Source organism: Chryseobacterium mulctrae, from assembly GCF_006175945.1.
Taxonomy (GTDB): Bacteria; Bacteroidota; Bacteroidia; order Flavobacteriales; family Weeksellaceae; genus Chryseobacterium; species Chryseobacterium mulctrae.
The window spans coordinates 3,749,550-3,771,703 of the sequence record NZ_VAJL01000001.1 but is presented as its reverse complement, the minus strand read 5'-3'; the positions used below and the strand labels follow the sequence as shown (position 1 = coordinate 3,771,703).

Below are 22,154 nucleotides of genomic sequence, written 5' to 3'. Positions count from 1 at the left end.
CAATAATAAAAATTTATTCTAACTTTGCCAAACTTTTCAACCTAAAATATTTTTTGCAAATCTCTAAAATCAGAAACTATGAATGAAACAGAATACGAAGTAATCATTATTGGCGGAAGCTATTCCGGGCTTTCTGCAGCAATGGCTTTAGGAAGATCATTAAGAAAAACTTTGGTGATAGACAATGGAAAACCTTGCAATGAACAAACTCCACATTCCCATAATTTCCTGACTCAAGATGGAAAATCACCCAAAGAAATTGCAGAAAACGCACGAAAACAAGTAAGCGAATACGAAACCGTACACTTTCATCAAGGAAAAGCGGTTGATGCTAAAAAATCTGAAACGGGTTTTGAAGTTATAACAGAAAAAGGAGAAAAATTTTATTCAAAAAAACTGATAATTGCAACGGGAATTACAGATGAAATTCCGAACATTAAAGGTTTTAAAGAATCTTGGGGAATATCTCTGATCCACTGCCCTTATTGCCACGGATACGAATACAAAGGCAAAAAAACAGCAATTATTGCCAATGGCGATAAAGCCGTACATATTTCTTCGCTTGTTAAAAATTTAACCAAAGATGTTACGCTTATCACAAGAGAAAAAGCCAATTTCACCAACGAGCAGAGAGATAAATTACAACGAAACAATATTCAAATCATTGAAAATGAAATCGCTGAATTAAAGCACCATAAAGGAATCGCGGAAAGCATCATTTTCGCAGACGAAACAGAAATAAAATTTGAAGCAGTTTACGGAGCTTTTCCTTTTCATCAGCATTCGGAAATCCCGAAAAATTTAGGGTGTGAGGTTACAGAATTTGGTCACATTAAGACAGATCAGTTTCAGAAAACAAATGTTCCCGGTCTTTTTGTCTGTGGTGATAATTCTTCAATGATGCGCTCGGTTTCCAACGCAGTAATGACAGGAAATGTAGCCGGCGCAATGGTGAATATGGAATTGGTGACGGATTGTTTTTAATTATATGTTAAATCTTATTATCTAAAGATCTATATAGAATATTGAGCTTAAAAATTACTTATATTTAAGTTCAATATTCAAAAAAATGATGAATAAAGATCTTTGGACTAAAATTGAGCAGTTTGATTTTGATCAGCCTCCAAGTGAATATGACTTCACATTACGGTTAGCTCATGAAAATTACTGGATGCAGAGTTTTACAAAACAGGCAATTTTAGAATACAAAAAATTCATGTATCTGGCTGCAGTTTCAGATATGATGGTTTCGCCATCGGAAATTGTAGATACGGTTTGGCATCAACATCTTATTTTCACAAAGTCATATTCAGAATTTTGTCAGATTTTAGGAAAACAGATTCAGCATATTCCTTCCACTCACAATAAAGAAGATTTTCAAAAATTTAAACTCGCCAAAGAACGTACGACAAAATTATATGAAAACTTTTTTGGAACACAACCAGAAAACATTTGGAATCTTGCAAATCCATTTGAAAGTTTGAATTTAAAAAAATCAAAATTTAAATTGAGAACATCATTAATTATAGGAATAGTTGCATTCATAATTCTAAGTGTTTCACTTTATTTTTTGCTAAAACCTTTATATCTCAATATTAATAACCCTGACTTTATTATTTTATTTTTAGGATTAATCATAGCTTCCATTGTAGGATTGGAATGGTATAACAGAAGAAAATTTGCACAAACAATTCATTTATTCGATAAAGATTCTTTTGTATTTGATCTTCAGCCTTATGAATTAATTTATCTTAACAACAAAAGTATTTCGCCTGTCATCAACGGAACTGTGAACGAATTGATTGATAACGGCTCGATAAAAATAAATGAGGACAACACGATTAGCACTAACAAATTAACGTTCATACAATCACGAGAACATCAACAGGTGATCGACTTATTAAATGATCTTGGAAAAACTTCTTATCCTAATTTTTTAATTCAGTTGATTACAAAACCTGTATTTTCAAATATCATTAAATCGATGGAAGCTGTTAAAAAATACTTTAACCGATCGAAAGCTTTCTCCAATTTATTCGTTCTGAATTTTGTTGTTTTTCTATCATTAATTATGTTCGGCTTTCTCAGAATTGTAACCGGGATTTTACGTGATAAACCGATTTTACTGATAAGTTTTGCTGTTATTATTTTAAGTTTTATGATGATAGGATATTTATTCAGACTTACCAATTTATTTAGTTCTAAAGTTTTACCCGACTTATATAAAACCGTTATACTACCCAAAAAAAATACCAACAACAATTGGCAATGGAGCTATTTTCTTATGGGAACCGCAGTTTTAACAACTTCTTTTGTTCCTTTAACCAATCGATCTGTATCAGTCAATTCGGATGGTGATTGCGGAACCTCATCTTCGTCATCAGATTCTTCTTGTGGCGGTAGTTCTTGTAGCAGTTGCGGGGGTTGTGGTGGAGATTAATTTAAATTTTAATATAGAATTGAAGAATTTGACTTAGATTCTTAAAACTTTTCCATTATTAGAAAGTGGAAATTGAGGTTAAAGTTTTAAAGTAGTTCTTGATTTGAATCGTCATATAAATTATAGATAGCCTATCAAAGAAAGGTAAATTTACTTTAAGACTTAAAAAAAACTAATAATGAAATATTTAAAGATATTTTCAATTGTCTCTTATTGTTTAATCATGCTGATGGGACAAATGATAGCAATTCCTTTCATTCTTTGGTTAGGTTTTACTGTTTTTGACTTTGGAAACATTGATCAGCTTTTTGCATTTTTAGGTCTTTTAGGAATGATTCTAAGTTTTATGAAAAGTAAACATCCTGTTTTAATTTCGTTAATCAGTTTTGCACTTATGATTTCGGCAGTTACAAGCCGATTAATTCACGTTTCTATTGAAGCTTTAAATTACAATTCCATTTTTTATATTTATTGCAACTCAAATATTATTGACATTCTTAATTATAAATTCTAAAAGGAAAACAAATCTTACAAAATAGAGCTAACAAAAAAATCCGCATCTTACGATGCGGATTTCATTTATATAAAGTCTAATCAATTAAAACTTCAAATCACCATTTACTTCTCTTACTGCTTGTGCAGCTTCAGCAAATTTAGCTTTTTCTTCTTCAGTTAAAGAAATTGTTACGATGCTTTCAACACCGTTTTTCCCGATAATTGCAGGAACACCAAGACAGATATCGCTTTCGCCATATTCTCCGTCAAGCATTAATGAACAAGGGATCATTTTCTTTTGATCACAAGCAATTGCCTGAACCATTACAGAAACTGCTGCACCTGGAGCATACCAAGCTGAAGTACCCAATAATTTAGTTAATGTAGCACCACCAACTTTAGTTTCTTCGATTACATATTTTTGTTTTGCTTCGTCAAGGAACTCAGTTACAGGAACTCCGTTTCTTGTTGCTTTGCTCAATAAAGGAAGCATTCCTGTATCACTGTGAGCAGCGATTACCATTCCGTCTACATCAGAGATTGGAGCTTCTAAAGCTTCAGCCAATCTGTATTTGAATCTTGCAGAATCTAAAGCACCACCCATACCGATGATTTTGTGCTTAGGAAGACCAGAAGTTTTGTATACCAAATAAGCCATAGTATCCATTGGGTTAGAAACCACGATGATGATTACTTCCGGAGAATTTTTTACTAAGTTTTCAGTAACTTCTTTTACGATTCCCGCATTGATACCGATTAATTCTTCTCTGGTCATTCCCGGTTTTCTTGGGATACCAGAAGTGATTACTGCTACATGAGAACCTGCTGTTTTGCTGTAATCTCCTGTTGTACCTGTAATTTTTGTATCAAATCCGTTCAAAGATGCAGTCTGCATCAAGTCCATTGCTTTTCCTTCAGCAAAACCTTCTTTGATATCTACTAAAACTACTTCTGAACAGAAGTCTTTCATTGCGATGTATTCTGCACAACTTGCACCTACAGCGCCTGCACCTACTACAGTTACTTTCATAATGTTACTTTTTATTATTTATTTGTTAGTCTAATTTTTGCTTCCCAAATGTACAAATTCCCGAAAAATTGAGCAATCTTTCGGGAATTTTAATTCTTATTTAAGGAAATTAATTAACGTTTAGTAAAAACGTATATAATTTTTTAGCTCCTGATAATACTTCGTCGTAGTTTTCTTCAGTAACTTCAGTGTCCAAAACTTCTTTGAAATTCTTCCACATTGGTCCCGTATTTTCCTGATAACATCCGAAAAAATTGAATGTTACATCATCGAAACCTTCCGTCTTAGAAAGCTGTTTTGCAATAACATTTCCCCCCAAAGTAGAACCTTCAATGACATACATTGCTCCTAAAGCTTCATGTTCATTCGCCAATTCAAAATCTTGAGAAGCTGTTTGGTTTTCTAAAGCTAAACTTGACAAATCTTTTTCGATTAAAGGAAGCTTTACTCTTTGATCTAACTGAAGTTTTTCAGAAAATCTTTCAGAAAGGTTGTTGAATATTTTGTTTTCACTGTGAAGAAGCATCAGATAATTGGTATTGATGATTTTTTTATAATCTTCTAAAGTGAAAGTTTTATTAAAAATTTTCTCAGAATTAAAAAGCTTTTCAGCAGCATCGTGATACTCCGCCGTATTTTTTTTTAGATATTCAGATACCATATTTTTGTTTTAAAGTTTCACAAATTTAGGTTTTTGAAACGTCAAAATAAAGCAAGTTCCGTCTTTATTACTCTCATAATCTACATTTCCGCCCAATCTATTCATAATTCTGTGAACGATTGAAAGGCCTACTCCATTACCCTTAAACTTTTTGGCATTATCCATTCTGTTGAAAATTTTAAACATTCTATGTTTATTTTCTTCAGGAATTCCGATGCCGTTGTCTTTAATTCTGTAAATAATTTGATCTCCGGCTTCCGTGCCTTCAATTTCAATAATCGGCTGTTCTCTATCTGACGAATATTTTACAGCGTTATTGATTATATTTAAAAATACCTGATGCAGCATCGTTTTATCTGCCAAAACTTCCGGACACTCTTTAATCACCACCATACTTTTCTGACTGTCGTACGTGATTTTTGCGTTCTCGGTAATTTTCCGAATGGTCAGATTGGTTTCAATGGTTTCAAGTTGTATTTCGCTGTGCTTTGCACGGCTAAGCTGAAGCACATTCTGCATCATTTCTGCCATATTATCGATCTCGCCGATAATAGAATTGATTTTATTTTTATCCTTGTCTGCAATATCTTCTAAACTGTTCAGCAACATCTGCGCATTCAGTTTCATCACGGTAAGTGGTGTTCCCAAATCGTGCGAAATCGTGTACGAAAAACTGTCTAGTTCTTCGTTTACTTTTTTCAGCTGATCGTTCAGTTTTTTGATGGTAATATATTGTTTATGTGAAGTTTCAAAAATAAGATCGCGGATAAGGTGCACTGCAATTTGGTTTTTAGAGCTCCATCTTTTAGATTTTCCTTTTATATTTTCAGTGAAAACCTGAAAAGATTCTCTTGGCGAAACCGTTCTTATTTCTTCCCCGTTTTTCGAAAAAGTTTTAATTTTTTTCTCCGGATTTCCTGCCCAGTTAATATGTTCATCAAATTCTTTTCTGAACCATATCAGGATTTCTTTTTTACTTCTTTCAACAAAATAGATGATGATTCCTGCAGTATCAGAATTTAGATTGAGTTCAGATCCGTAATCTTTCAGAAAACTGTTGCTGATAAAAACATTGTCTGATGTATTTTCATACGCCCAGTTTACAATGTTATTGATAATTTCCCGATCTGGTGTAATTCCGTCTGTAACGATCTCATTGTCCGAGATAATTGCCAATCCGTCGGCTTTTGGCATTAATCTTATTTCAGATTTATTAAAATCCAAAGACTCAAACAAAGAACCGTGCTCTAAAAACTCAGATTTAAGAGCATACAGCTTTTCATTAAGATCAATTCTGTATTCTAATTCTTTTTTAGATTTAAAAGAAGAATAGGCATTCGATGCTAAAACAGTAAAAATTCCTGCCTGTACACGATCTTCAAGATCTATATGTTTCGCTTCAGAATTTTGACAGGTTACCAATCCCCACAATTGATCGTCAATGATAATTGAAATACTGAAGCTTGATGAAGCTCCTGAGTTTTTTATGTATTGACCATGGATGGGTGACATTGCTCTGGAAGCTGCGAAAGTAAGATCTACACTTTTTCCGCTTCGGCTCAGAATACGTACCGGATGTGAGTAAACATCAGAAAATATTCTTTTTCTTTTCTTTTTATAAAGTTCTCGCGCCTGTCTCGGAATATCGTGTTCAGGATAATGAAGTCCCAAATAACTTTCAAGATGATTGTTTGTTTTTTCTGAAATTACCTTTCCTGAACCATCACTCATAAATTTATAAACCATAATACGGTCATAATTGATGATATTGGAAATCGTATTGAGGAGCTGATCCCAAATTTCCTGCTCGTTATCGATAATATAAAAATTATCGTATTTATTGGTAATCCGTTTGTTTGGGTTTTCATAAACCGCTTCAAACTCTAAGAAAATATAATCATTTGCTCTGAAAACCGAAAAATGATATTGTTTTCCGGCAACTGTAATTTTGTCGAAATAAGTTTCATTTTCTCTTTTAGAAAGAAATCCTGCATCTTTAAAAATATCAGAATCGATTACGGTTTGGAAAACCTCAGGAAACTGTGAAAGTTTTTTTCCAAAAAGATCTTCGCAACGTTCTATTTTGAAAACATCAGAGATATTTTCACTAAAAAAAGAGATGGTAAGAGAAGTTGTCTCAATGCCAATCAAGTATCCGAAACTTTGTATGTAGCCCGGAATATGAATGGGCTCATCATGACATTCAACAAAATTCATAGTATGATAATAAAGATCAAAGATAGTTAAATAATTCCCCAAAACAACGCTCGCGTGGTACTTAACACAAAATCCATAACGATAATTAACAATAATTATGATTTATTAAAACAAATAGCTAAATAATTCAACTATAATCACCTCATAATTAATAATCCTTAACATATTACTTAACATTTCAGGCAAGTAATTATATTTTTACAATTTATTTCTGTTCCGTTACCTCTGCCTGCAAACCATTGGTTTTCAAAAGAAATGTATGTTTTTGTTTTAAAGAATCTAGAATCTCAATTTGTGAAATATTTCTTTCACTTAGTTTAAAATTTTCTACCATAACAATTGTTGGAGACTGCACATCATTCATTATTTTTAACGGAAAAGAGGCATTCCATTTAATATCATTATTGATGTTTTTTATATTGAGTATCGTTCCGCTTCCGCCAAGATTCTGAAAATAAACAGATGCATTATGATTACTGTAATCTTTGCTGTCTTGACCAATGGATACTTCTAAATAAGGTGCATTAAAATGGTAAACATTTTCAATTCCGTAGCGAATTCCTGGTTCGAAAAATTCTAATGTTTTTACAGGACGGTAAAGCTCTTCCTGATTATTCGGAAAAATATTGACCAAATCATATTTTCTGATGACAAATGTTTTTGCGGTATCTTTCTGTTGCTCATAAAGATATTTTGCCTGAGCAAAGCTAGATTCAGACAGAGATTCGCCAATAATTCTTTTGATTGTTATTTTGCTGCCTTCAATTTTCTCGATTTTAAAACCGTAATTCTTTATGTTTCCGTAATAATCAATATCATTCACTACAAAAAACTGATTGGTGTTTGGATTTTTAATTTCAGATTCCAAAAAGTTTAATTTTTCAGACATCGTATTATTAAATTCAATATTGGCTTTGTATTCAGTATAAAATCGTTTTCCGAAATACATTACCAAAAGATAAATTGCTAAAACTGGTAAAATCCAAAGCAGTTTATTGGTTTTAAAACCGGTTCTTTTCTCTTTCACCACATACGTTTCAGAAAGCGAATCGTGCCATCCTCTTTTTGAGAAAAAAGACAGCGCATCAAAAGGAATATTTCTGCATAAAGTTCTCAAAAATATCGTAGAAGAACTGGGAGATTCTGCTTTTGAATTAACAACTCTGGATTCCGTTAAAAACTTTCCGGGTGATGACCCAAAAAGAATCTCTGAAATCGGGTAATAAATAAGAATGAGTACGAAAATAATAGTGTACAAAGACCATCTTCCTCTAAAAAACTTTTGAAGCGTTTCATTTCCGTCTAAAATACCAGAATCTGCAAGCCAATATCCTAAACTTATAATCACAGGAATCACAACTAACGACATCACCGCCAAGTCGACAACCCAATGAAAAAAACGTTGCCACTTTCCGGTATCTGTAACGATCGTTTTGTTCTCAGTTATTATTACGTCTATTTCTTTTTCGCTTTTAATCAGTTTTAAAACTCGATAACTTACATACAAAACACCCATTAAAGCAAGATAACCGATGATTATAGAAAATATTTGAAGAGACGTTACATCCTGCCATTTTGTAAGGAAAGATTTATAAAATGTACTTTGTAAAAGCACAATAATAGCATTAAAAAAAATCACAGAAAATACAAAACCAATGAAGCGGGTTTCTTTCCCTTTAGTTTTGATGAACTGCAACGAACCAATGAACAGCAAAAGATAAAAGACAAAATTCCAAATATCAAGATGCTCAAATCGATTGGTGAAATCTAGATTTAAAGTACTGAATGAAAATAAAATTCGAAAAATTTCAGGAATTGTATTAAACTGCGATGCCCCATTCCATACCCTGTAAAACGAATAAAAGCAACTTAAAATACCAATGAGGGATATTGCCAGCGAACTGATGGCAATAAATCTGTAGTTTTTTTCCATAAAATGATCGAAATTTATTTTAAACTAATCTCTATACTTCTTTATCAAAATAAAGCATATAAAATTTCCCTTTCTCATCCTGCCCTTGCTCAAGCATTTTTCGATCACCATGAATGTAAATATGGAAATTTTTATCTAATTTAATAATACTTTTGAAATGTCGCTGAGTTTTTTTCACTGCCGCTTCACTTATCGGGAATTCTTCAGCAATATTGATCTGCATTTCCTGTTCGTAATCGGTTTTATAATTATTAAAACTTTCAATTACATGTTCGTCTTTCAAAACTTCTGCAGCAAATTCATCTAATTTAAACTCTTCTTTTTCTTTAAAGAAATTAATAGACTGGTTCAGAAAATCAGCCTGATCTGCTCTTGAAACTTCAAATTCCTGAGGAAGCTGTTTGGTGATATAATCTTTGTAAACCATCAAAGCTTCCTGCGTGTGAAAATATTCATCGTCACGCTGTTTTACCTTTAAGAAATCTTCAAACCAGTAATACATATCTCCGTTTTTGTTGTTGTCAACCACGGAAAGTACATATCCACTTTCTTTATTGTTATTATAGATTAAAGCAGCTTTATCGATTTTTGAAAGGCTGATTCCCTGATCTTTTTCAATTTCAAACCCTTCGACTTCGCTCAGGGTGCTGCCATTTTTAGGGAAAATCTTTAAGAAAGAATCTCTTTTTTCGGTTTTAAAAATCCCTATTTTATCTACTCTTTCGTCACTTTCTCTTTCGTCTTCAAAGAATACGATGAATAATTCTCCGCCCTGAACTCTTGGGTTTTCTGCAGCTTCGAAAAGATGTTTTGCAATATTTTCTGCTTCCCAAAGAAACTTCGCTTTATCGTCAAAAATTTCAGATACCGAACTGAAAACCGGATTGTTTACCAAATAAGAATCGCTGTAAAATTGGTAGGTTTCTTCTGTTTTAAAAGAACCTAAAAAGTAATTTTCAAGCATTTCTACCGTGCCTTCATCCAATTGAAGCTCTTCCTGTGAAAGTATAAGTGATTCTCCGTTGATTTTATTTCCGACTCTGTGGACTACAATTTTTGTAAACATCTCTGATTTTTATGGATTGCAAATATATTTATTCTGTAAATTAAAATCGACTAATTGCTTTTCTTTTTAAGTTTAGAAATTTTATTCTTTAAACGACAAAAAATAATTTTCACAAAATGGGAATAAAAATGCAAAAATCGACAACATTTTTTTGAAAAAAAGTAATTTTTAAATTAAAATAATAAAATAATCGATTTTCATTCTCATAAAATCACTATTTCCATGTAATTCTTCAACATTTTCTTGTCCTTTTTCAGAAGCTCAAACCTCAAGAATTTTGGTTAAATAAAATTCATAATATGAAAAATTTTAATCAAAAATTTATTTACCACCTCATCTTATTTTTAATTAAGCAACTGTTATTACAACAGTTTGAAATTGATCCAACTATTTTAAATGACTCGCTAATAATTTTAGAAATGTTGAAGAAAAAGTTATTTCTCTAAAACTACAATTTCTTTTCATTACAAAATTTAAATGTTTCATTTTAAAACAATAAAAACCAATCTCAATTAATTGTATTAAAAATCAATTCATTATATATTTAATCACTAAACAAAGAAATAAAATTCCATCAAAACAACTATTAATAAAAGACTTACCAAAAGCTTTGGAATTAAAACAAAATTAACATGAAGAGCAATTTTTTAACATTTCGATCGAGAAATTGGTACACTTTTAGCTAATACAAGAATGTTTTGAAAAATATTTAAAATGAAAAATATTGAGAAGAAAGTAATTAATGAAAATGGGGCAATTGAACATTTAAAAGTATTCTATCCTTCGTTACAAAAGGAAATCGTGCAACTTTCAGCACAAGATAATTTTGCAGGAATTATTCAGACAACGGTAGATCACCTAAAAAACCTTTTACAGGAATCAAAGATCAACATTGTGAACCACAACATCAAAATGATGGACTGGTTGTACAGAAACGGAACACAAAACGTAAAACAGATTATTGAGAATCTTTTTGTAAGATCTTTCAGAAGTTTTAAAAAACAAACCGACACTCACCAATGGAATATGTTATATCAATATATGCCGGTAAGTTTTCAGAAGATTTATGTAAAGCAGTCAAAAATGGACGAAATCTTATTTAAAAGACACTAAATCAAATTATATATAACGAAAAATCCCGGGGCAAATTTGCTTCGGGATTTTCTATTTTTATGAAGATAAAGTTGATTGACATTCATTTCCAGAAATATCAATCAACTTTAAAAAAAATTAAGGATTCTGTTCATATCCCGCAACCTGAATTTGAGATAAAGGAATCTGATACAGATAATCGTTAGTCGTAATCGTAAAGTTGTAATTAAGACTTGCTGCAGCTTGATTGATAACATTTACAGCCGTATTCCAACGAACCAAATCATGCCAATAAACACCTTCACCCGCAAATTCTACTCTTCTTTCTTTACGAAGTGCCGTCGTGAAATCATTCGCAGAAATAGAGGTGGAAACCGCTGTAAGACCTGCTCTCTGACGAATTTTGTTTAAATATGGAACTGCAGCAGCTGTATTTCCCTGACTATTTAAAATTTCCGCATACATCAAAAGAACGTCTGCATAACGTATAATCGGGAAATTAATCGGCCAGTCGTAACGATTAGTTAGAACGATTCCTTTTTCACGGAATTTTACAAAAAATTTAGCCTGATCCGGTTGACCATTTTGCGCAATGAAGCTGGTTTTAATTGTTAACGGAAGTCTCAAATCTCCTGGTTCATAGGTATCAATCAATGATTGTGAAACACCTAATTCCGCAGAACTAAACAAACTTCCTTGCGGATTGTAGAAAGGATCAGTCACTCCAAAATTTGGTGAAACATAACTTGGTAAATAAGAACCTTGCGACAAACCGCCACTGATATGTTGAATTTCGAAAATATGGTATTTATTATCATTCGCACTTTTAAATAAATCTGCGTAATTAGGCGCAAAGGTGACAAACTGACCTTCTCCCTGAATAACAGTAAATAAATGGTCTTTTGCTTTGGCAACATACGCTCCATTATTGAGCGGATAACCAGACCCGGTAAGATAAATTCTTCCTAACATGGCATGAGCCGCTGACTTTGTTATTCTTCCTTTGTTTGCATTATCGTAGGTATTTTTTAAACCTCCAATAGATGACTCAATCTCTGAAGTAATGAAATTATAAAGCGTTGCCAAATCTGTTCTTTGAATTGTGGCAGCTTCTTCCGGACTTACAGGATGATCGATTAAAGGAACTTTTCCGAAACTTCGCATCAACTCAAAATAAGCATAGGCTCTTAAAAAACGGGCTTCAGATCGATACTGTTCCTTTGTTGCCGCAACTGCAAAAGGTACTGCGTCAATTCTTGATAAAAGCATATTGGCGTAAGAAATTTGCTGATAAGCATCTTCCCAAAGAATTTCCATTTCTTCTGTAGAAGAAGTATCCTGAAAACGATTGATGGCGTAATAATCTCTGTTTCCGTTTTGGGAAATTGCATTAAAATTATTAGAACGAACTTCTGATGCCAATAAATAAAAATTAACATCATAGCCACCTCTTGATGAGGAATTTATCATCGCAGAATATACTCCAGACAACGCCTGCTGAATCTGTAATTCTGTGGTATAAAAAGAGTTTTGGGTAATATTATTTTCTGGCTCGAGTCTTAAATCGTCTTCACAACTCAGCATTCCCAACATCATTGTTCCACATACCAATGCTTTTGTGAGAGATTTCATATTTAAGAAAGACATATTTTTTTTATAATTGATTTTCATTTTTTAAGAATTTAGAAGTTAAAGTTTAAGCCCATCATATATACTTTTGCATTAGGATAAGCTCCGTAGTCGGTACCGTCTGATTGTACAGATTCCGGGTTGTAGCCACCGTAATAATGATCTTTTCTCCAGACATTTTCTAAGCTGACATACACTCTTAGATTAGAAATTTTTAATTTTTTTACTAATTCCTGCTCAAAATTATATCCTAATGTCACATTTTTCAGCTGAATGTAAGTCGCATCATACAACCATCTTGTATCTAAAAGGCTTCCCGTAGTACCATCTAATCTTGGTGTTTTTCCGTCTCCCGGATCTGCATCAGAACGCCAACGATTTGCCCAGTTCCCCATCACGTTAGTTGTAGTTCCCATTCCGGTACGGTCAATTGCTCGTCCCAGTAATGCATAGCTATAACCTCCTTTCTGACCCTGAAAAAATACAGAAAGATCAAAACCTTTGTAAGAAAATGTATTGGTAAAGCCCCAATAATAATCAGGAGTAGGACTTCCGACAATATGACGGTCATTTTCGTCAATTTTACCGTCGCCATTAAAATCTCTGTATTTAACGTCTCCTGCAATCGCTCCAGTTGTTTTGGCAACTGCTGAATTATTAATATCTGAAGTCGAAAGTACCCCAATCGCTTCATATAAATAAAATGAATTGAGCTCTTCCCCTACTTTAATAATATTGGTACTGCTACTAAAACCTGTATAAATAGGTGCATTATCACTTCCCAATTGTAAAACTTTATTATTATTGAAGGCAATATTCGCCGAAGTATTCCATTTAAATGCTCCCGTTAAGTTTTTTGTACTTAGTTCGAATTCCAAACCTTTGTTTTCAACCGAACCAACATTCTTCCACATAATATTGTAGCCTGTTGTGTAAGGAATTGGCTGCTGCAAAAGAAGATCATTGGTTTTTTTGATGTAATAATCTGCTGTAAAATCAATTCTGTTGAATAAACCTAATTCAAAACCAAAATCTGAAGACTGTGTTTTTTCCCAGGTTAAATTCGGATTGGGAATTGTATTGGGTATTAAACCGTTTGATAAGCCTCCACCAAATGAATAATTTCCTCCAGCTAATGTTCCAAAAGCTCGGTAATCTCCAATGTTATCGTTTCCGTTTTCTCCCCAACTGTATCTTAGTTTTAAGTTGCTTAACCATGTTTTATCTTTGAAAAATTCTTCTTCATCCATTTTCCATGCACCACCAAATGCTGCGAAAGTTCCATAAAGATTATTCCATCCAAATCTGGAAGAGCCGTCTCTACGAATACTTGCAAATAACATATATTTTTTTTGGTAGTCATAATTTACACGGCCAAATAATGAGAGCAGCATCCTTTCCGAAGCTGTATATTCTGAGTTTAATACCGATGCAGACTGAGTGAAATTAAATGTTTTCAAATCATCATTCGCAAAACCTTTGTTACGATTATATTGCGAAGTCGTTCTGTAATTCTCTGCGCTATATCCGGCAAGAGCAGCGATACTATGACTTCCGAAAGTCTTTTTATAGTTTAATAAAGCCTCTCCTAAATATCGGTTATAATTTACCGTTCTTCTGCTCGCAATACTTACCTGCCCCGGAATATTGGTAACCAAATTGAAAGTTGGAATGTAACCCGTATTGATATTAAAATTATTTGTAGCACCTCCCGAAATTTTAAAATTTAAACCCGGTAAAATATCGTAAGACATATACATCGTAGACAACAATCTGAACTCATTGGTATCATTAGTTGTATTTTCTAAAGTTCCAATCGGGCTTACTGTAGAGCCCGCCCATCTGTATCTTATGTTTTTCCAGAAATTGGTGTAAAGACCAGCTGACAATTCTGCAACAGGAACCATAGATAGCATTTTATGCGCTTCATTGTCTTTTCCGTCTACTGCAGCTCCATAACTTTGAGAATAACTTGGTCTTAAAGTAATTCCCGCTTTCCATTTATCAGAAATGTTGACATCAATAACTGCACTTAAATTGAATCTATTAAAACCAGTATTTAGCGCCATACCTTCCTGATCAAAATACGCAGCCGAAATCGCATATTTTACATTCTGACTTCCCCCTCTTACCGATAACTGATAATTCTGAATTGCGGCTGGACGATAAAAAGCATCCTGCCAATCAATATTCGCAACCTGATCGGTTCCCCATCTTGGGTCTACCATATAAGTAATATTTGCCAGATTATAATCGGTAGTATTTGCCAGATTAAAATAATTTGCTCTCACTGCATAACTATCAGAAGCTGAATTTCCTGGAGATAAAGCCACCCATCTTTTATTAATAGATTCGGTTGCATAATCAATCCATTCTGCACTGTTCATAATGTCCAGTTTTTTTTCAATAGTCTGAACCCCATAATACTGAGAAAATGAGAATGACGGCTTTCCAGAAACTCCTTTTTTGGTTGTTACAATCACAATTCCGTTAGAACCTCTTGATCCGTACATTGCTGTAGATGCGGCATCTTTTAACACTTCAATCGATTGCACATCATCCGGAGAAATGTTGGCCATATCATCCGCTACCATTCCATCCACTACATAAAGAGGAGAATTACTTGCCGATATCGAAGCCGAACCACGAACTCTGATTTCCAATGGTTCTCCCGGTTTTCCTGAAGTAGCACGGGTTTTAACTCCCGCAATCTGTCCGGTTAATGCCTGATCAACCCGTGAAATAGGACGATCTTTAAAACTTGAGATATTCACTTTTCCGACAGAACCGGTAACTTCTCCTTTTTTTTGTGTTCCATAAGCAATAACGACTACTTCCTCTATCTCCTTTGTTTTAGATTTTGTACTATCTGTGGCCTTATTGGTAGTTTGTTTTTCCTGTGCGAAGATAAAACTTGTGGTACTTAGTAAAATACCAAGAGTTATTATAGATTTCTTCATTTCGTGACTGGTGATTAATAATTATTACTTTTATACTTTCTCGTAAATTAAAACGTAAGAAAAGTTAAATCTGGAAAGACATGATATTTCTCATATTTTTATTTTTATAAAAGTATACTTATCGAAAATTTCTGCTATCCTGCTGTTACCTGCTCAAATCTCTTAAAAAAGAAATACTGGCAAATAATTTATTTAAAGCCAACTTTTAAGCTATATTTTTTCAAAAAAGAAAAGATTTTCAAGCTTATACATGCAGATTTGATACTAATTTGTTTCGAAATATTTTCACACAATCTCAATATTGGCTTTGTTTTTGCCAAGCAAGAGGTATGAAAACAATTTTTATCGTAGAAGATGAGACAGGCATCAGAGATGCATTACAATTGCTCCTGTCATTCGAAAATTATGACGTACGTTCATTTGCAACCGTTGAAGCCTTCAACAATAGAGATCAATCGGTTGTTCCGGATGTTTTTATTTTGGATGTAAGATTACCCGATGGTTCAGGAACCGATTTATGCAATCAAATAAAAGAAAACGAGGCGACCTCAAAAATTCCTGTAATGATTATCAGTGCTCATGCAAAAGCTGAAAATGTAATCAATTCTTGTGATGCCGATGAATTTATTTCTAAACCATTTGACATCGATGATGTTCTTGTTAAAATTGAAAAATTAACAGCTTAATATTCTATCAATTATTATAAATAAAAGCACTCTGAAGCATCTTGTTTTAGGGTGTTTTGTTTTTATTGAAAAAAAGAAATTCAAGGTTTATAAAATCTAAAATTTTCATTTAATACTTGTTTTACTAACTTTTAGATAATTTAATACCATCATAAAATCTTTTGTCGCTTTTGCAGTTAAAGAAATATTTTTCAATACTTTTGTGTACGCTTTAGGGGTATTCTGAAAAGAATTGAGAGAGTCCCTTTGAACCTGATACGGCTTACACCGACGTAGGGAAAAGCAATACGTCATCTTCTAAAATGATGACTGTTGTTCCGGATTTATCCTAAAGCTTTTATTGATAAAAATATTAGAATGGAAAATAATCTTTGGAAAAATATCCTTCAAGTACGTAACACTTCTCCCCTTGTTCACAGTATCACCAATTATGTGGTAATGAACAGCACTGCTAATGCGGTTTTAGCAATTGGCGCATCACCTATAATGGCTCATGCAAAATCTGAAGTGGAAGAAATGGTAAATATTTCGCACTCACTGGTTGTCAATATTGGTACAATCGATGAATATTGGGAAGAATCAATGCTTTTGGCTGCAAAAAAAGCCAATGAATTAAATAAACCCTGGATATTAGATCCTGTTGGAGCCGGAGCAACATCTTACCGTGATTCTGTTTTAAGCAAGATTCTTTCTTTAAATCCTACCGTTATCAGAGGAAATGCTTCTGAAATTATTGCTCTTTCAAAAGCCAGTAAAACCATTACAAAAGGAGTCGACAGTACAGCAAAAAGTAACGAAGCTGTAGAAGCTGCCAAAATATTGGTTCAAAACCACAAATCAATAGTCTGTATTTCAGGAGAAACTGATATCATTATTAGTGAAAATCAAGAAATTCATTTAAAAAATGGTCATCCGATGATGACCAAAGTTACCGGATTAGGTTGTACAGAAACTGCATTAATTGGTTCTTTTATCGGAGTTATAGATAACAAAACAGAAGCTATTATTGCAGCAATGAGTTTATTGGGCATCGCAGGAGAAATCTCATCTAAACAAAGTGCAGGTCCGGGAAGTTTACAACTCAATATCATTGATAAACTATACAATATTACAGAAGATGAGTTTTATAATCATTTAAAAATAGTAAAACAATGATCTTAAAACCATCATTTCCTTATCAGCTGTATTTGGTGATTTCAGAGAAAGATTGTTTAGGGAAAGATTTTCTTGAAGTTGCAGAAAAATCGATTTTAGGAGGCGTTGATATTATTCAATTGCGTGAAAAAAATACCTCAACAGAAGATTTTCTTCGGAAAGCATTTGCATTAAAAGAGATTACCGTTAAATACAATATTCCGCTTATTATTAATGATCATTTTGAGCTTGCTGAAAAAATTGATTCAGCAGGAATTCATGTCGGGAATAATGATAAATCTCCGGCAAGTCTCAGAAATGAAGTGTTCTTTAAAGATAAAATGATTGGATATTCTATTGAATATTTGAGCCAACTTGAAAATGTAAACACAGAATTGTCAGATTACCTGGGAATCAGTCCCATATTTAGCACCGACACCAAAAAAGACACAGTGACAGAATGGGGATTCGAAGGTTTATTAAAAATAAGATCTCTTACAGACAAACCGCTCGTTGCCATCGGAAATATCAATTCTTCAAACGCAACCTCCATTATAAAAGCTGGAGCAGATGCATTAGCTGTTGTATCTGCGATTTGCAGTGCCCAAAATCCTGAAAAAGCAGCATACGAAATTAAAAATGAAATAGTAAAATGAAAAAATATACTTATCCTACCGTTCTTACGATCGCAGGTTTTGACGGCAGTGGCGGCGCAGGAATACAGGCTGATATCAAAACATTTTCAGCTTTGGGATGTTATGCAACATCGGTACTTACTGCACTTCCTGTTCAAAACACAATGGGCGTAAGAAAAATATATCCTATTCCGATGGAAGCTGTAGCAGAGCAGATAGAAGCTGTACTCGACGATATTTTTCCTGATGCCATTAAAATCGGGATGGTTCACACTTCTCAATTAGTTGAAACTATTGTAAAAACTTTAAGTAAATATCCAAAAATCCCCATTGTATTTGATCCCGTTATGGTTGCCACAAGCGGACATCGTTTGATTGAAGAAGAAACCATTCAAACTATCGTTGAACAATTATTTCCTATCGCAGAAATTATCACACCGAATATGGATGAAGCTTCGATATTGGCAAAAATGGAAGTAAAAACGTTAGAAGATATGAAAATTGCAGGTGAAAAGATCTTAAGATCAGGCTGTAAAAATATTCTTCTTAAAGGCGGACATCAGGAATTGCCTACTGTTACTTCATTATTGTTTGAAGAAAACGGTAAACAATCTAGTTTTGAAACTATAAAATTTGCTACGAATAATACTCACGGTTCCGGCTGTACACTTTCTTCGGCAATTGCGGCTTATATTGCACGAGGCGAAAATTTGTATCATTCGGTTGAATTGGCACAACAATATGTTTTTGAAGCCATTAAAAACGGAAAAGATGTTGTTGTCGGAAAAGGAAATGGTCCCCTTAATCACTTTTTTAATCCTCATAAAATAATTAAAAATGAATTGGTCTAAATTAACCTGGAAACAAACTGAAGAGCGGTATCAAGCTATTCTTACCATGCCTTTTGTTTCTCAATTGGCAGACGGAAGTCTTCCCAAAGAAAAATTTCAGTTTTACATGGCTCAGGATTCTTTATACCTTGAGCATTTCGGAAGAGCATTGGCGCTGATTGCAGCAAGAGCGCATGACATCAGTAATACCTTGCAATATCTGAAATATGCAGAAACGGCAATTATCGTCGAAAATGCACTTCATGAATCGTATTTTAAAGATTTTGGCTTAAAAGATAAAGGTACAATGCAGCCAGTCTGTCATCATTATGTGCACTTTCTTAAAAGTACCGCTGCACTAGATTCCGTAGAAATAGCGATGGCGGCAGTATTGCCTTGTTTTTGGATCTATAAAAAAGTAGGTGATCATATTTACAATACCATAAAATCTGAAAATAATCCTTACCAAAAATGGATTGAAACGTATGGCGGTGAAGAATTTGCAGAAGCCGTACAACAGGCAATTAATATCTGCGATGAGGTAGCCGCTTCTACAACTCCTGCGATTAGAGAAAAAATGACAGAAGCATTTTTGACCTCATCCCGAATGGAATATTATTTCTGGGAAGCAGCTTATGACAATACAACCTGGATTTAACTTTGAAAAAAGAAGCTTATTCATTTTAAAATATTTTTATTTACCGCAAAAGCATCAAAAGAAATGATTGGAAAAAATAGAAATTCAAAAGCTTGCAAAACTAAGCATGATTAACATCTATTTTGTAAACTTTTGATTGTCTAAAAACAGTCTATCATCTTTTGTTTCTTTTGCGGTTTAAATTATTAAGTATTAAAAAAACAAATAATTCATACCATTTAGACTCAGGTTTTATTATTCATAAAATTTTGGAAATATGAGTGTGGTATCTATTGGCAATTCATTTATATTTACAGCACAAAAAACTATAATCTAAAAGAAATCTGGTGAATGGATAATTTCTTAAATATTGTAACGGGCATCTCGCTGTTCATTTCATTTTTTTTGGCGTTTTTTATGCTCGCTGTTAAAACAAAGCACAAAACCAGCAATCGTCTATTTGCTTTTTTTCTAATCATTTCCGCTATCGATATTAGCGAACCATTTATTAGCCTAATTTCAGACGGTCCTTCAAATTTGGGAATATTGAGAACAACCTTGGCTTTTTTGCAGATTCCAACTTTTTACCTTTATATTTTATCGGTTTGTTATTCAGATTTTAAGCTGAAACCAAAATATCTGATTCATTTACTGCCATTTTTAGTTTCAAATATTGCTCTTATTCCCCGATTTTATAGTGTAGATGTTGCTTCGAAGCTCAATTTTATCATCAATCGCCAAAATATGATAGAATTGCAGTTGACTCATTGGCTGTTTCATCTTCAGGTTCTGATATATTTTACGGCAATTTTTCTATTGTTGAGAAGAGCAAAAAAACTTTATCTGGAAAATAATTCGGGCGAAAATCTTAATTCTTACCAATGGCTGTTTCAACTTACCAGCGTTTTGACGGCTCTTTATCTGATTGTTATTTTCAAAAATATTTTCAAATTTTCTGATTATCCTTACATTTCGGATTGGATCAAGATAGGAATTCTCTTGCTGCAACCTTTCATCACTTGCTGGTATTTGTATAAAGCACTCAATAATCCGGGGCTTTTCAGAAATATTGATTCAAAAATGAAGCTTGTTTCCGATTTTCCTTTGGAAGAAAAAACAATAGAGCCGAAAACATTAAATGAAGATTTATTGAAGCTTAAAAAATACATGACTGATGAAAAACCTTTTCTTAATCCGGACTTAAAGATCCAGGATATTTCAAAAGAAATCAATGTTCCTGTTCGCGAATTATCCGTTTTAATTAATAATCAATTGGGGCAGCATTTTTATGATTTCGTCAATACGTACCGAATTGAAAATGCCATGGAAATTCTGAAAGATTCATCAAAATCGAAGGTTACCATTCTTGAAATTTTGTATGAAGTTGGTTTTAATTCGAAATCTTCTTTCAATACAGCTTTTAAAAAACAAACCGGAAACACTCCAACCGCTTATCGTAAAGCATTGTAAAACAACTGTTTGTAATTACTCGTACTTTCTAATTTATTACTCATACCAATTTTTTCATCGAAATAAGGCCGAATACTTTTATTCGGTCGTATAAGATTCTGCACTTCCACATCTTTGTATCGAAATATTTATCAAACCTTAAATAACGATACAATGAAAACATCATTCACCTTCTTAGCTGTAGCATTATTAATCTGCAACTTTACTTTCGGACAGGATTTCACAAAAAAAATAGATTCAATTATTAAAGACAATTATCAAAAAAATCCTGACGTTGGTATTAGCGTTGGCTTCATTAGCAACAACAAAGAATTCTACACATCGTACGGCAAACTGAGTAAAGAAAGCACAACGAATATTGATAAAAATACGATTTTCGAAATTGCTTCTATTACTAAATCATTAACTGGAAATATGATTGCACAAGCCGCTGTTGAAAAGAAACTGAAACTGGATGATTACATCGATAGCTATCTGCCAAAACAATATGTTCTACAGAAAAACCTTCAGAATAAAATTAAAATTTCAGATTTGGCATCACATCAATCAGGATTACCTGACATCGATTTTCAAAAATTAATAGAAGTCAATTCGCAACAACCGGTAAGCAGCGTAACAGAACAATCATTAGCAACGATGATCAATAACTGCACAGACCTTATTGACTATGGAAGTTTTCGATATTCTACCGTCAATTTTACGCTACTTGGACAGATTTTAGAGAAAGTATATGGCAAAAGTTATGACGAGCTTATCCGCGAAAAAATATTGAAGCCTGCAAAAATGAACCAAACTTTAACAAAAGATTTCAAGGTGAAAAATATCACAACAGGCTATAATCCCGATGGCGGAGCTCAAGAGTTTTTCTTATGGAATGTTACTGCACCGGCAGGATTGGTAAAGTCTAATACTTCTGATATGGTTAAATTTATGAAAGTACTTTTAAACAGTGGAAACCCAATATCAGATGCGGCATTAATTGCAGAAAAAGTTTATTATAAAGATGCTAAACGAGAAATGGGATTGGGATTCAACATCAATACAAAAGACGGAGACACTATTTATCTAAAATCCGGAGATTCTATGGGACAATCATCGATTATCTGTTACAATAGAGCCAAAAACTGGGGAATTATCATCCTTTTAAATAAAAGAGATTCGAAAATGAGACAGAATCTGTTGAACGTCATCTACGAAAATATCTTAAAATAAATTTTAATCTAAACCTTAAATAACGAT

The 22,154-nt window shown here is 33.2% G+C and carries 18 protein-coding genes and 1 riboswitch; of the genes, 11 read left to right on the top strand and 7 right to left on the bottom strand.

The window, feature by feature from the left end:
* Positions 1-78: 78 nt before the first annotated feature.
* The 3 genes from FDY99_RS17525 to FDY99_RS17515 all read left to right on the top strand — a co-directional run bounded on the left by FDY99_RS17525 (position 79) and on the right by FDY99_RS17515 (position 2,954).
* Complete coding sequence (locus FDY99_RS17525) at positions 79-984, top strand: NAD(P)/FAD-dependent oxidoreductase (RefSeq protein WP_139423066.1); 906 nt, start codon at positions 79-81, stop codon at positions 982-984.
* 85 nt (positions 985-1,069) lie between these two features.
* Positions 1,070-2,440, top strand: a complete 1,371-nt coding sequence (locus FDY99_RS17520; RefSeq protein ID WP_139423065.1) for a DUF1399 domain-containing protein — start codon at positions 1,070-1,072, stop codon at positions 2,438-2,440.
* 178 nt (positions 2,441-2,618) lie between these two features.
* Positions 2,619-2,954: a hypothetical protein gene (locus FDY99_RS17515; RefSeq protein ID WP_139423064.1), complete on the top strand. Its 336-nt coding sequence runs from the start codon at positions 2,619-2,621 to the stop codon at positions 2,952-2,954.
* Between the two features lie 84 nt (positions 2,955-3,038).
* On the opposite strand, the gene FDY99_RS17510 is transcribed toward FDY99_RS17515, so the two are convergent.
* The 5 genes from FDY99_RS17510 to FDY99_RS17490 all read right to left on the bottom strand — a co-directional run bounded on the left by FDY99_RS17510 (position 3,039) and on the right by FDY99_RS17490 (position 9,842).
* The gene (locus FDY99_RS17510; protein ID WP_139423063.1) at positions 3,039-3,965 is read right to left on the bottom strand and encodes a malate dehydrogenase; all 927 of its coding nucleotides are present in this window, start codon (positions 3,963-3,965) and stop codon (positions 3,039-3,041) included.
* Between the two features lie 109 nt (positions 3,966-4,074).
* Positions 4,075-4,626: a biliverdin-producing heme oxygenase gene (locus tag FDY99_RS17505; RefSeq protein WP_139423062.1), complete on the bottom strand. Its 552-nt coding sequence runs from the start codon at positions 4,624-4,626 to the stop codon at positions 4,075-4,077.
* 9 nt (positions 4,627-4,635) lie between these two features.
* Complete coding sequence (locus FDY99_RS17500; RefSeq protein ID WP_139423061.1) at positions 4,636-6,843, bottom strand: ATP-binding protein; 2,208 nt, start codon at positions 6,841-6,843, stop codon at positions 4,636-4,638.
* 205 nt (positions 6,844-7,048) lie between these two features.
* The gene (locus FDY99_RS17495) at positions 7,049-8,776 is read right to left on the bottom strand and encodes an RDD family protein (RefSeq protein WP_139423060.1); all 1,728 of its coding nucleotides are present in this window, start codon (positions 8,774-8,776) and stop codon (positions 7,049-7,051) included.
* 31 nt (positions 8,777-8,807) lie between these two features.
* Entirely contained in the window at positions 8,808-9,842 is a 1,035-nt protein-coding gene (locus tag FDY99_RS17490) for a nucleoid-associated protein (protein WP_074229529.1), read from the bottom strand.
* 714 nt (positions 9,843-10,556) lie between these two features.
* Here FDY99_RS17490 and FDY99_RS17485 point away from each other — a divergent pair.
* Complete coding sequence (locus FDY99_RS17485; protein ID WP_074229531.1) at positions 10,557-10,955, top strand: DUF7674 family protein; 399 nt, start codon at positions 10,557-10,559, stop codon at positions 10,953-10,955.
* 117 nt (positions 10,956-11,072) lie between these two features.
* On the opposite strand, the gene FDY99_RS17480 is transcribed toward FDY99_RS17485, so the two are convergent.
* Positions 11,073-12,566, bottom strand: a complete 1,494-nt coding sequence (locus tag FDY99_RS17480; protein ID WP_162304184.1) for a RagB/SusD family nutrient uptake outer membrane protein — start codon at positions 12,564-12,566, stop codon at positions 11,073-11,075.
* Between the two features lie 50 nt (positions 12,567-12,616).
* Positions 12,617-15,523: a SusC/RagA family TonB-linked outer membrane protein gene (locus FDY99_RS17475; RefSeq protein ID WP_139423058.1), complete on the bottom strand. Its 2,907-nt coding sequence runs from the start codon at positions 15,521-15,523 to the stop codon at positions 12,617-12,619.
* Between the two features lie 329 nt (positions 15,524-15,852).
* Between FDY99_RS17475 and FDY99_RS17470 the strand changes: the two genes are divergently transcribed.
* The 7 genes from FDY99_RS17470 (at position 15,853) to FDY99_RS17440 (ending at position 22,127) form a co-directional block, all read left to right on the top strand.
* Positions 15,853-16,209 carry a response regulator gene (locus FDY99_RS17470; protein ID WP_139423057.1) on the top strand — a complete coding sequence of 119 codons (357 nt, stop codon included), beginning with the start codon at positions 15,853-15,855 and terminating at the stop codon, positions 16,207-16,209.
* A 203-nt stretch (positions 16,210-16,412) separates the two neighbouring features.
* Positions 16,413-16,505: riboswitch (TPP riboswitch) on the top strand.
* A 61-nt stretch (positions 16,506-16,566) separates the two neighbouring features.
* Positions 16,567-17,364: a hydroxyethylthiazole kinase gene (thiM, locus tag FDY99_RS17465; RefSeq protein WP_185148740.1), complete on the top strand. Its 798-nt coding sequence runs from the start codon at positions 16,567-16,569 to the stop codon at positions 17,362-17,364.
* Complete coding sequence (thiE, locus tag FDY99_RS17460) at positions 17,361-17,999, top strand: thiamine phosphate synthase (protein WP_139423056.1); 639 nt, start codon at positions 17,361-17,363, stop codon at positions 17,997-17,999. The genes thiM and thiE overlap by 4 nt, the downstream gene beginning before the upstream one ends.
* Entirely contained in the window at positions 17,996-18,829 is an 834-nt protein-coding gene (gene thiD, locus FDY99_RS17455) for a bifunctional hydroxymethylpyrimidine kinase/phosphomethylpyrimidine kinase (RefSeq protein ID WP_139423055.1), read from the top strand. The genes thiE and thiD overlap by 4 nt, the downstream gene beginning before the upstream one ends.
* A complete protein-coding gene (gene tenA, locus FDY99_RS17450) occupies positions 18,816-19,466 on the top strand; it encodes a thiaminase II (protein WP_139423054.1) in 651 nt (216 codons plus the stop codon). The genes thiD and tenA overlap by 14 nt, the downstream gene beginning before the upstream one ends.
* Positions 19,467-19,796: 330 nt before the next feature.
* Positions 19,797-20,915 carry a helix-turn-helix domain-containing protein gene (locus FDY99_RS17445; protein ID WP_139423053.1) on the top strand — a complete coding sequence of 373 codons (1,119 nt, stop codon included), beginning with the start codon at positions 19,797-19,799 and terminating at the stop codon, positions 20,913-20,915.
* 153 nt (positions 20,916-21,068) lie between these two features.
* Positions 21,069-22,127: a serine hydrolase domain-containing protein gene (locus FDY99_RS17440; RefSeq protein ID WP_139423052.1), complete on the top strand. Its 1,059-nt coding sequence runs from the start codon at positions 21,069-21,071 to the stop codon at positions 22,125-22,127.
* Positions 22,128-22,154 lie beyond the last annotated feature (27 nt).

Excerpts from the sequence above, each read along its gene's own strand:
- FDY99_RS17470 (WP_139423057.1), top strand. The coding sequence starts at position 15,853 with ATGAAAACAATTTTTATCGTAGAAGATGAGACAGGCATCAGAGATGCA.
- FDY99_RS17525 (WP_139423066.1), top strand. The coding sequence starts at position 79 with ATGAATGAAACAGAATACGAAGTAATCATTATTGGCGGAAGCTATTCC.
- FDY99_RS17505 (WP_139423062.1), bottom strand. The coding sequence starts at position 4,626 with ATGGTATCTGAATATCTAAAAAAAAATACGGCGGAGTATCACGATGCT.
- FDY99_RS17510 (WP_139423063.1), bottom strand. The coding sequence starts at position 3,965 with ATGAAAGTAACTGTAGTAGGTGCAGGCGCTGTAGGTGCAAGTTGTGCA.
- thiD (WP_139423055.1), top strand. The coding sequence starts at position 17,996 with ATGAAAAAATATACTTATCCTACCGTTCTTACGATCGCAGGTTTTGAC.
- FDY99_RS17520 (WP_139423065.1), top strand. The coding sequence starts at position 1,070 with ATGATGAATAAAGATCTTTGGACTAAAATTGAGCAGTTTGATTTTGAT.
- FDY99_RS17485 (WP_074229531.1), top strand. The coding sequence starts at position 10,557 with ATGAAAAATATTGAGAAGAAAGTAATTAATGAAAATGGGGCAATTGAA.
- FDY99_RS17445 (WP_139423053.1), top strand. The coding sequence starts at position 19,797 with ATGGATAATTTCTTAAATATTGTAACGGGCATCTCGCTGTTCATTTCA.
- FDY99_RS17515 (WP_139423064.1), top strand. The coding sequence starts at position 2,619 with ATGAAATATTTAAAGATATTTTCAATTGTCTCTTATTGTTTAATCATG.
- tenA (WP_139423054.1), top strand. The coding sequence starts at position 18,816 with ATGAATTGGTCTAAATTAACCTGGAAACAAACTGAAGAGCGGTATCAA.
- FDY99_RS17500 (WP_139423061.1), bottom strand. The coding sequence starts at position 6,843 with ATGAATTTTGTTGAATGTCATGATGAGCCCATTCATATTCCGGGCTAC.
- FDY99_RS17480 (WP_162304184.1), bottom strand. The coding sequence starts at position 12,566 with ATGAAATCTCTCACAAAAGCATTGGTATGTGGAACAATGATGTTGGGA.
- FDY99_RS17475 (WP_139423058.1), bottom strand. The coding sequence starts at position 15,523 with ATGAAGAAATCTATAATAACTCTTGGTATTTTACTAAGTACCACAAGT.
- FDY99_RS17495 (WP_139423060.1), bottom strand. The coding sequence starts at position 8,776 with ATGGAAAAAAACTACAGATTTATTGCCATCAGTTCGCTGGCAATATCC.
- thiE (WP_139423056.1), top strand. The coding sequence starts at position 17,361 with ATGATCTTAAAACCATCATTTCCTTATCAGCTGTATTTGGTGATTTCA.
- FDY99_RS17490 (WP_074229529.1), bottom strand. The coding sequence starts at position 9,842 with ATGTTTACAAAAATTGTAGTCCACAGAGTCGGAAATAAAATCAACGGA.
- thiM (WP_185148740.1), top strand. The coding sequence starts at position 16,567 with ATGGAAAATAATCTTTGGAAAAATATCCTTCAAGTACGTAACACTTCT.
- FDY99_RS17440 (WP_139423052.1), top strand. The coding sequence starts at position 21,069 with ATGAAAACATCATTCACCTTCTTAGCTGTAGCATTATTAATCTGCAAC.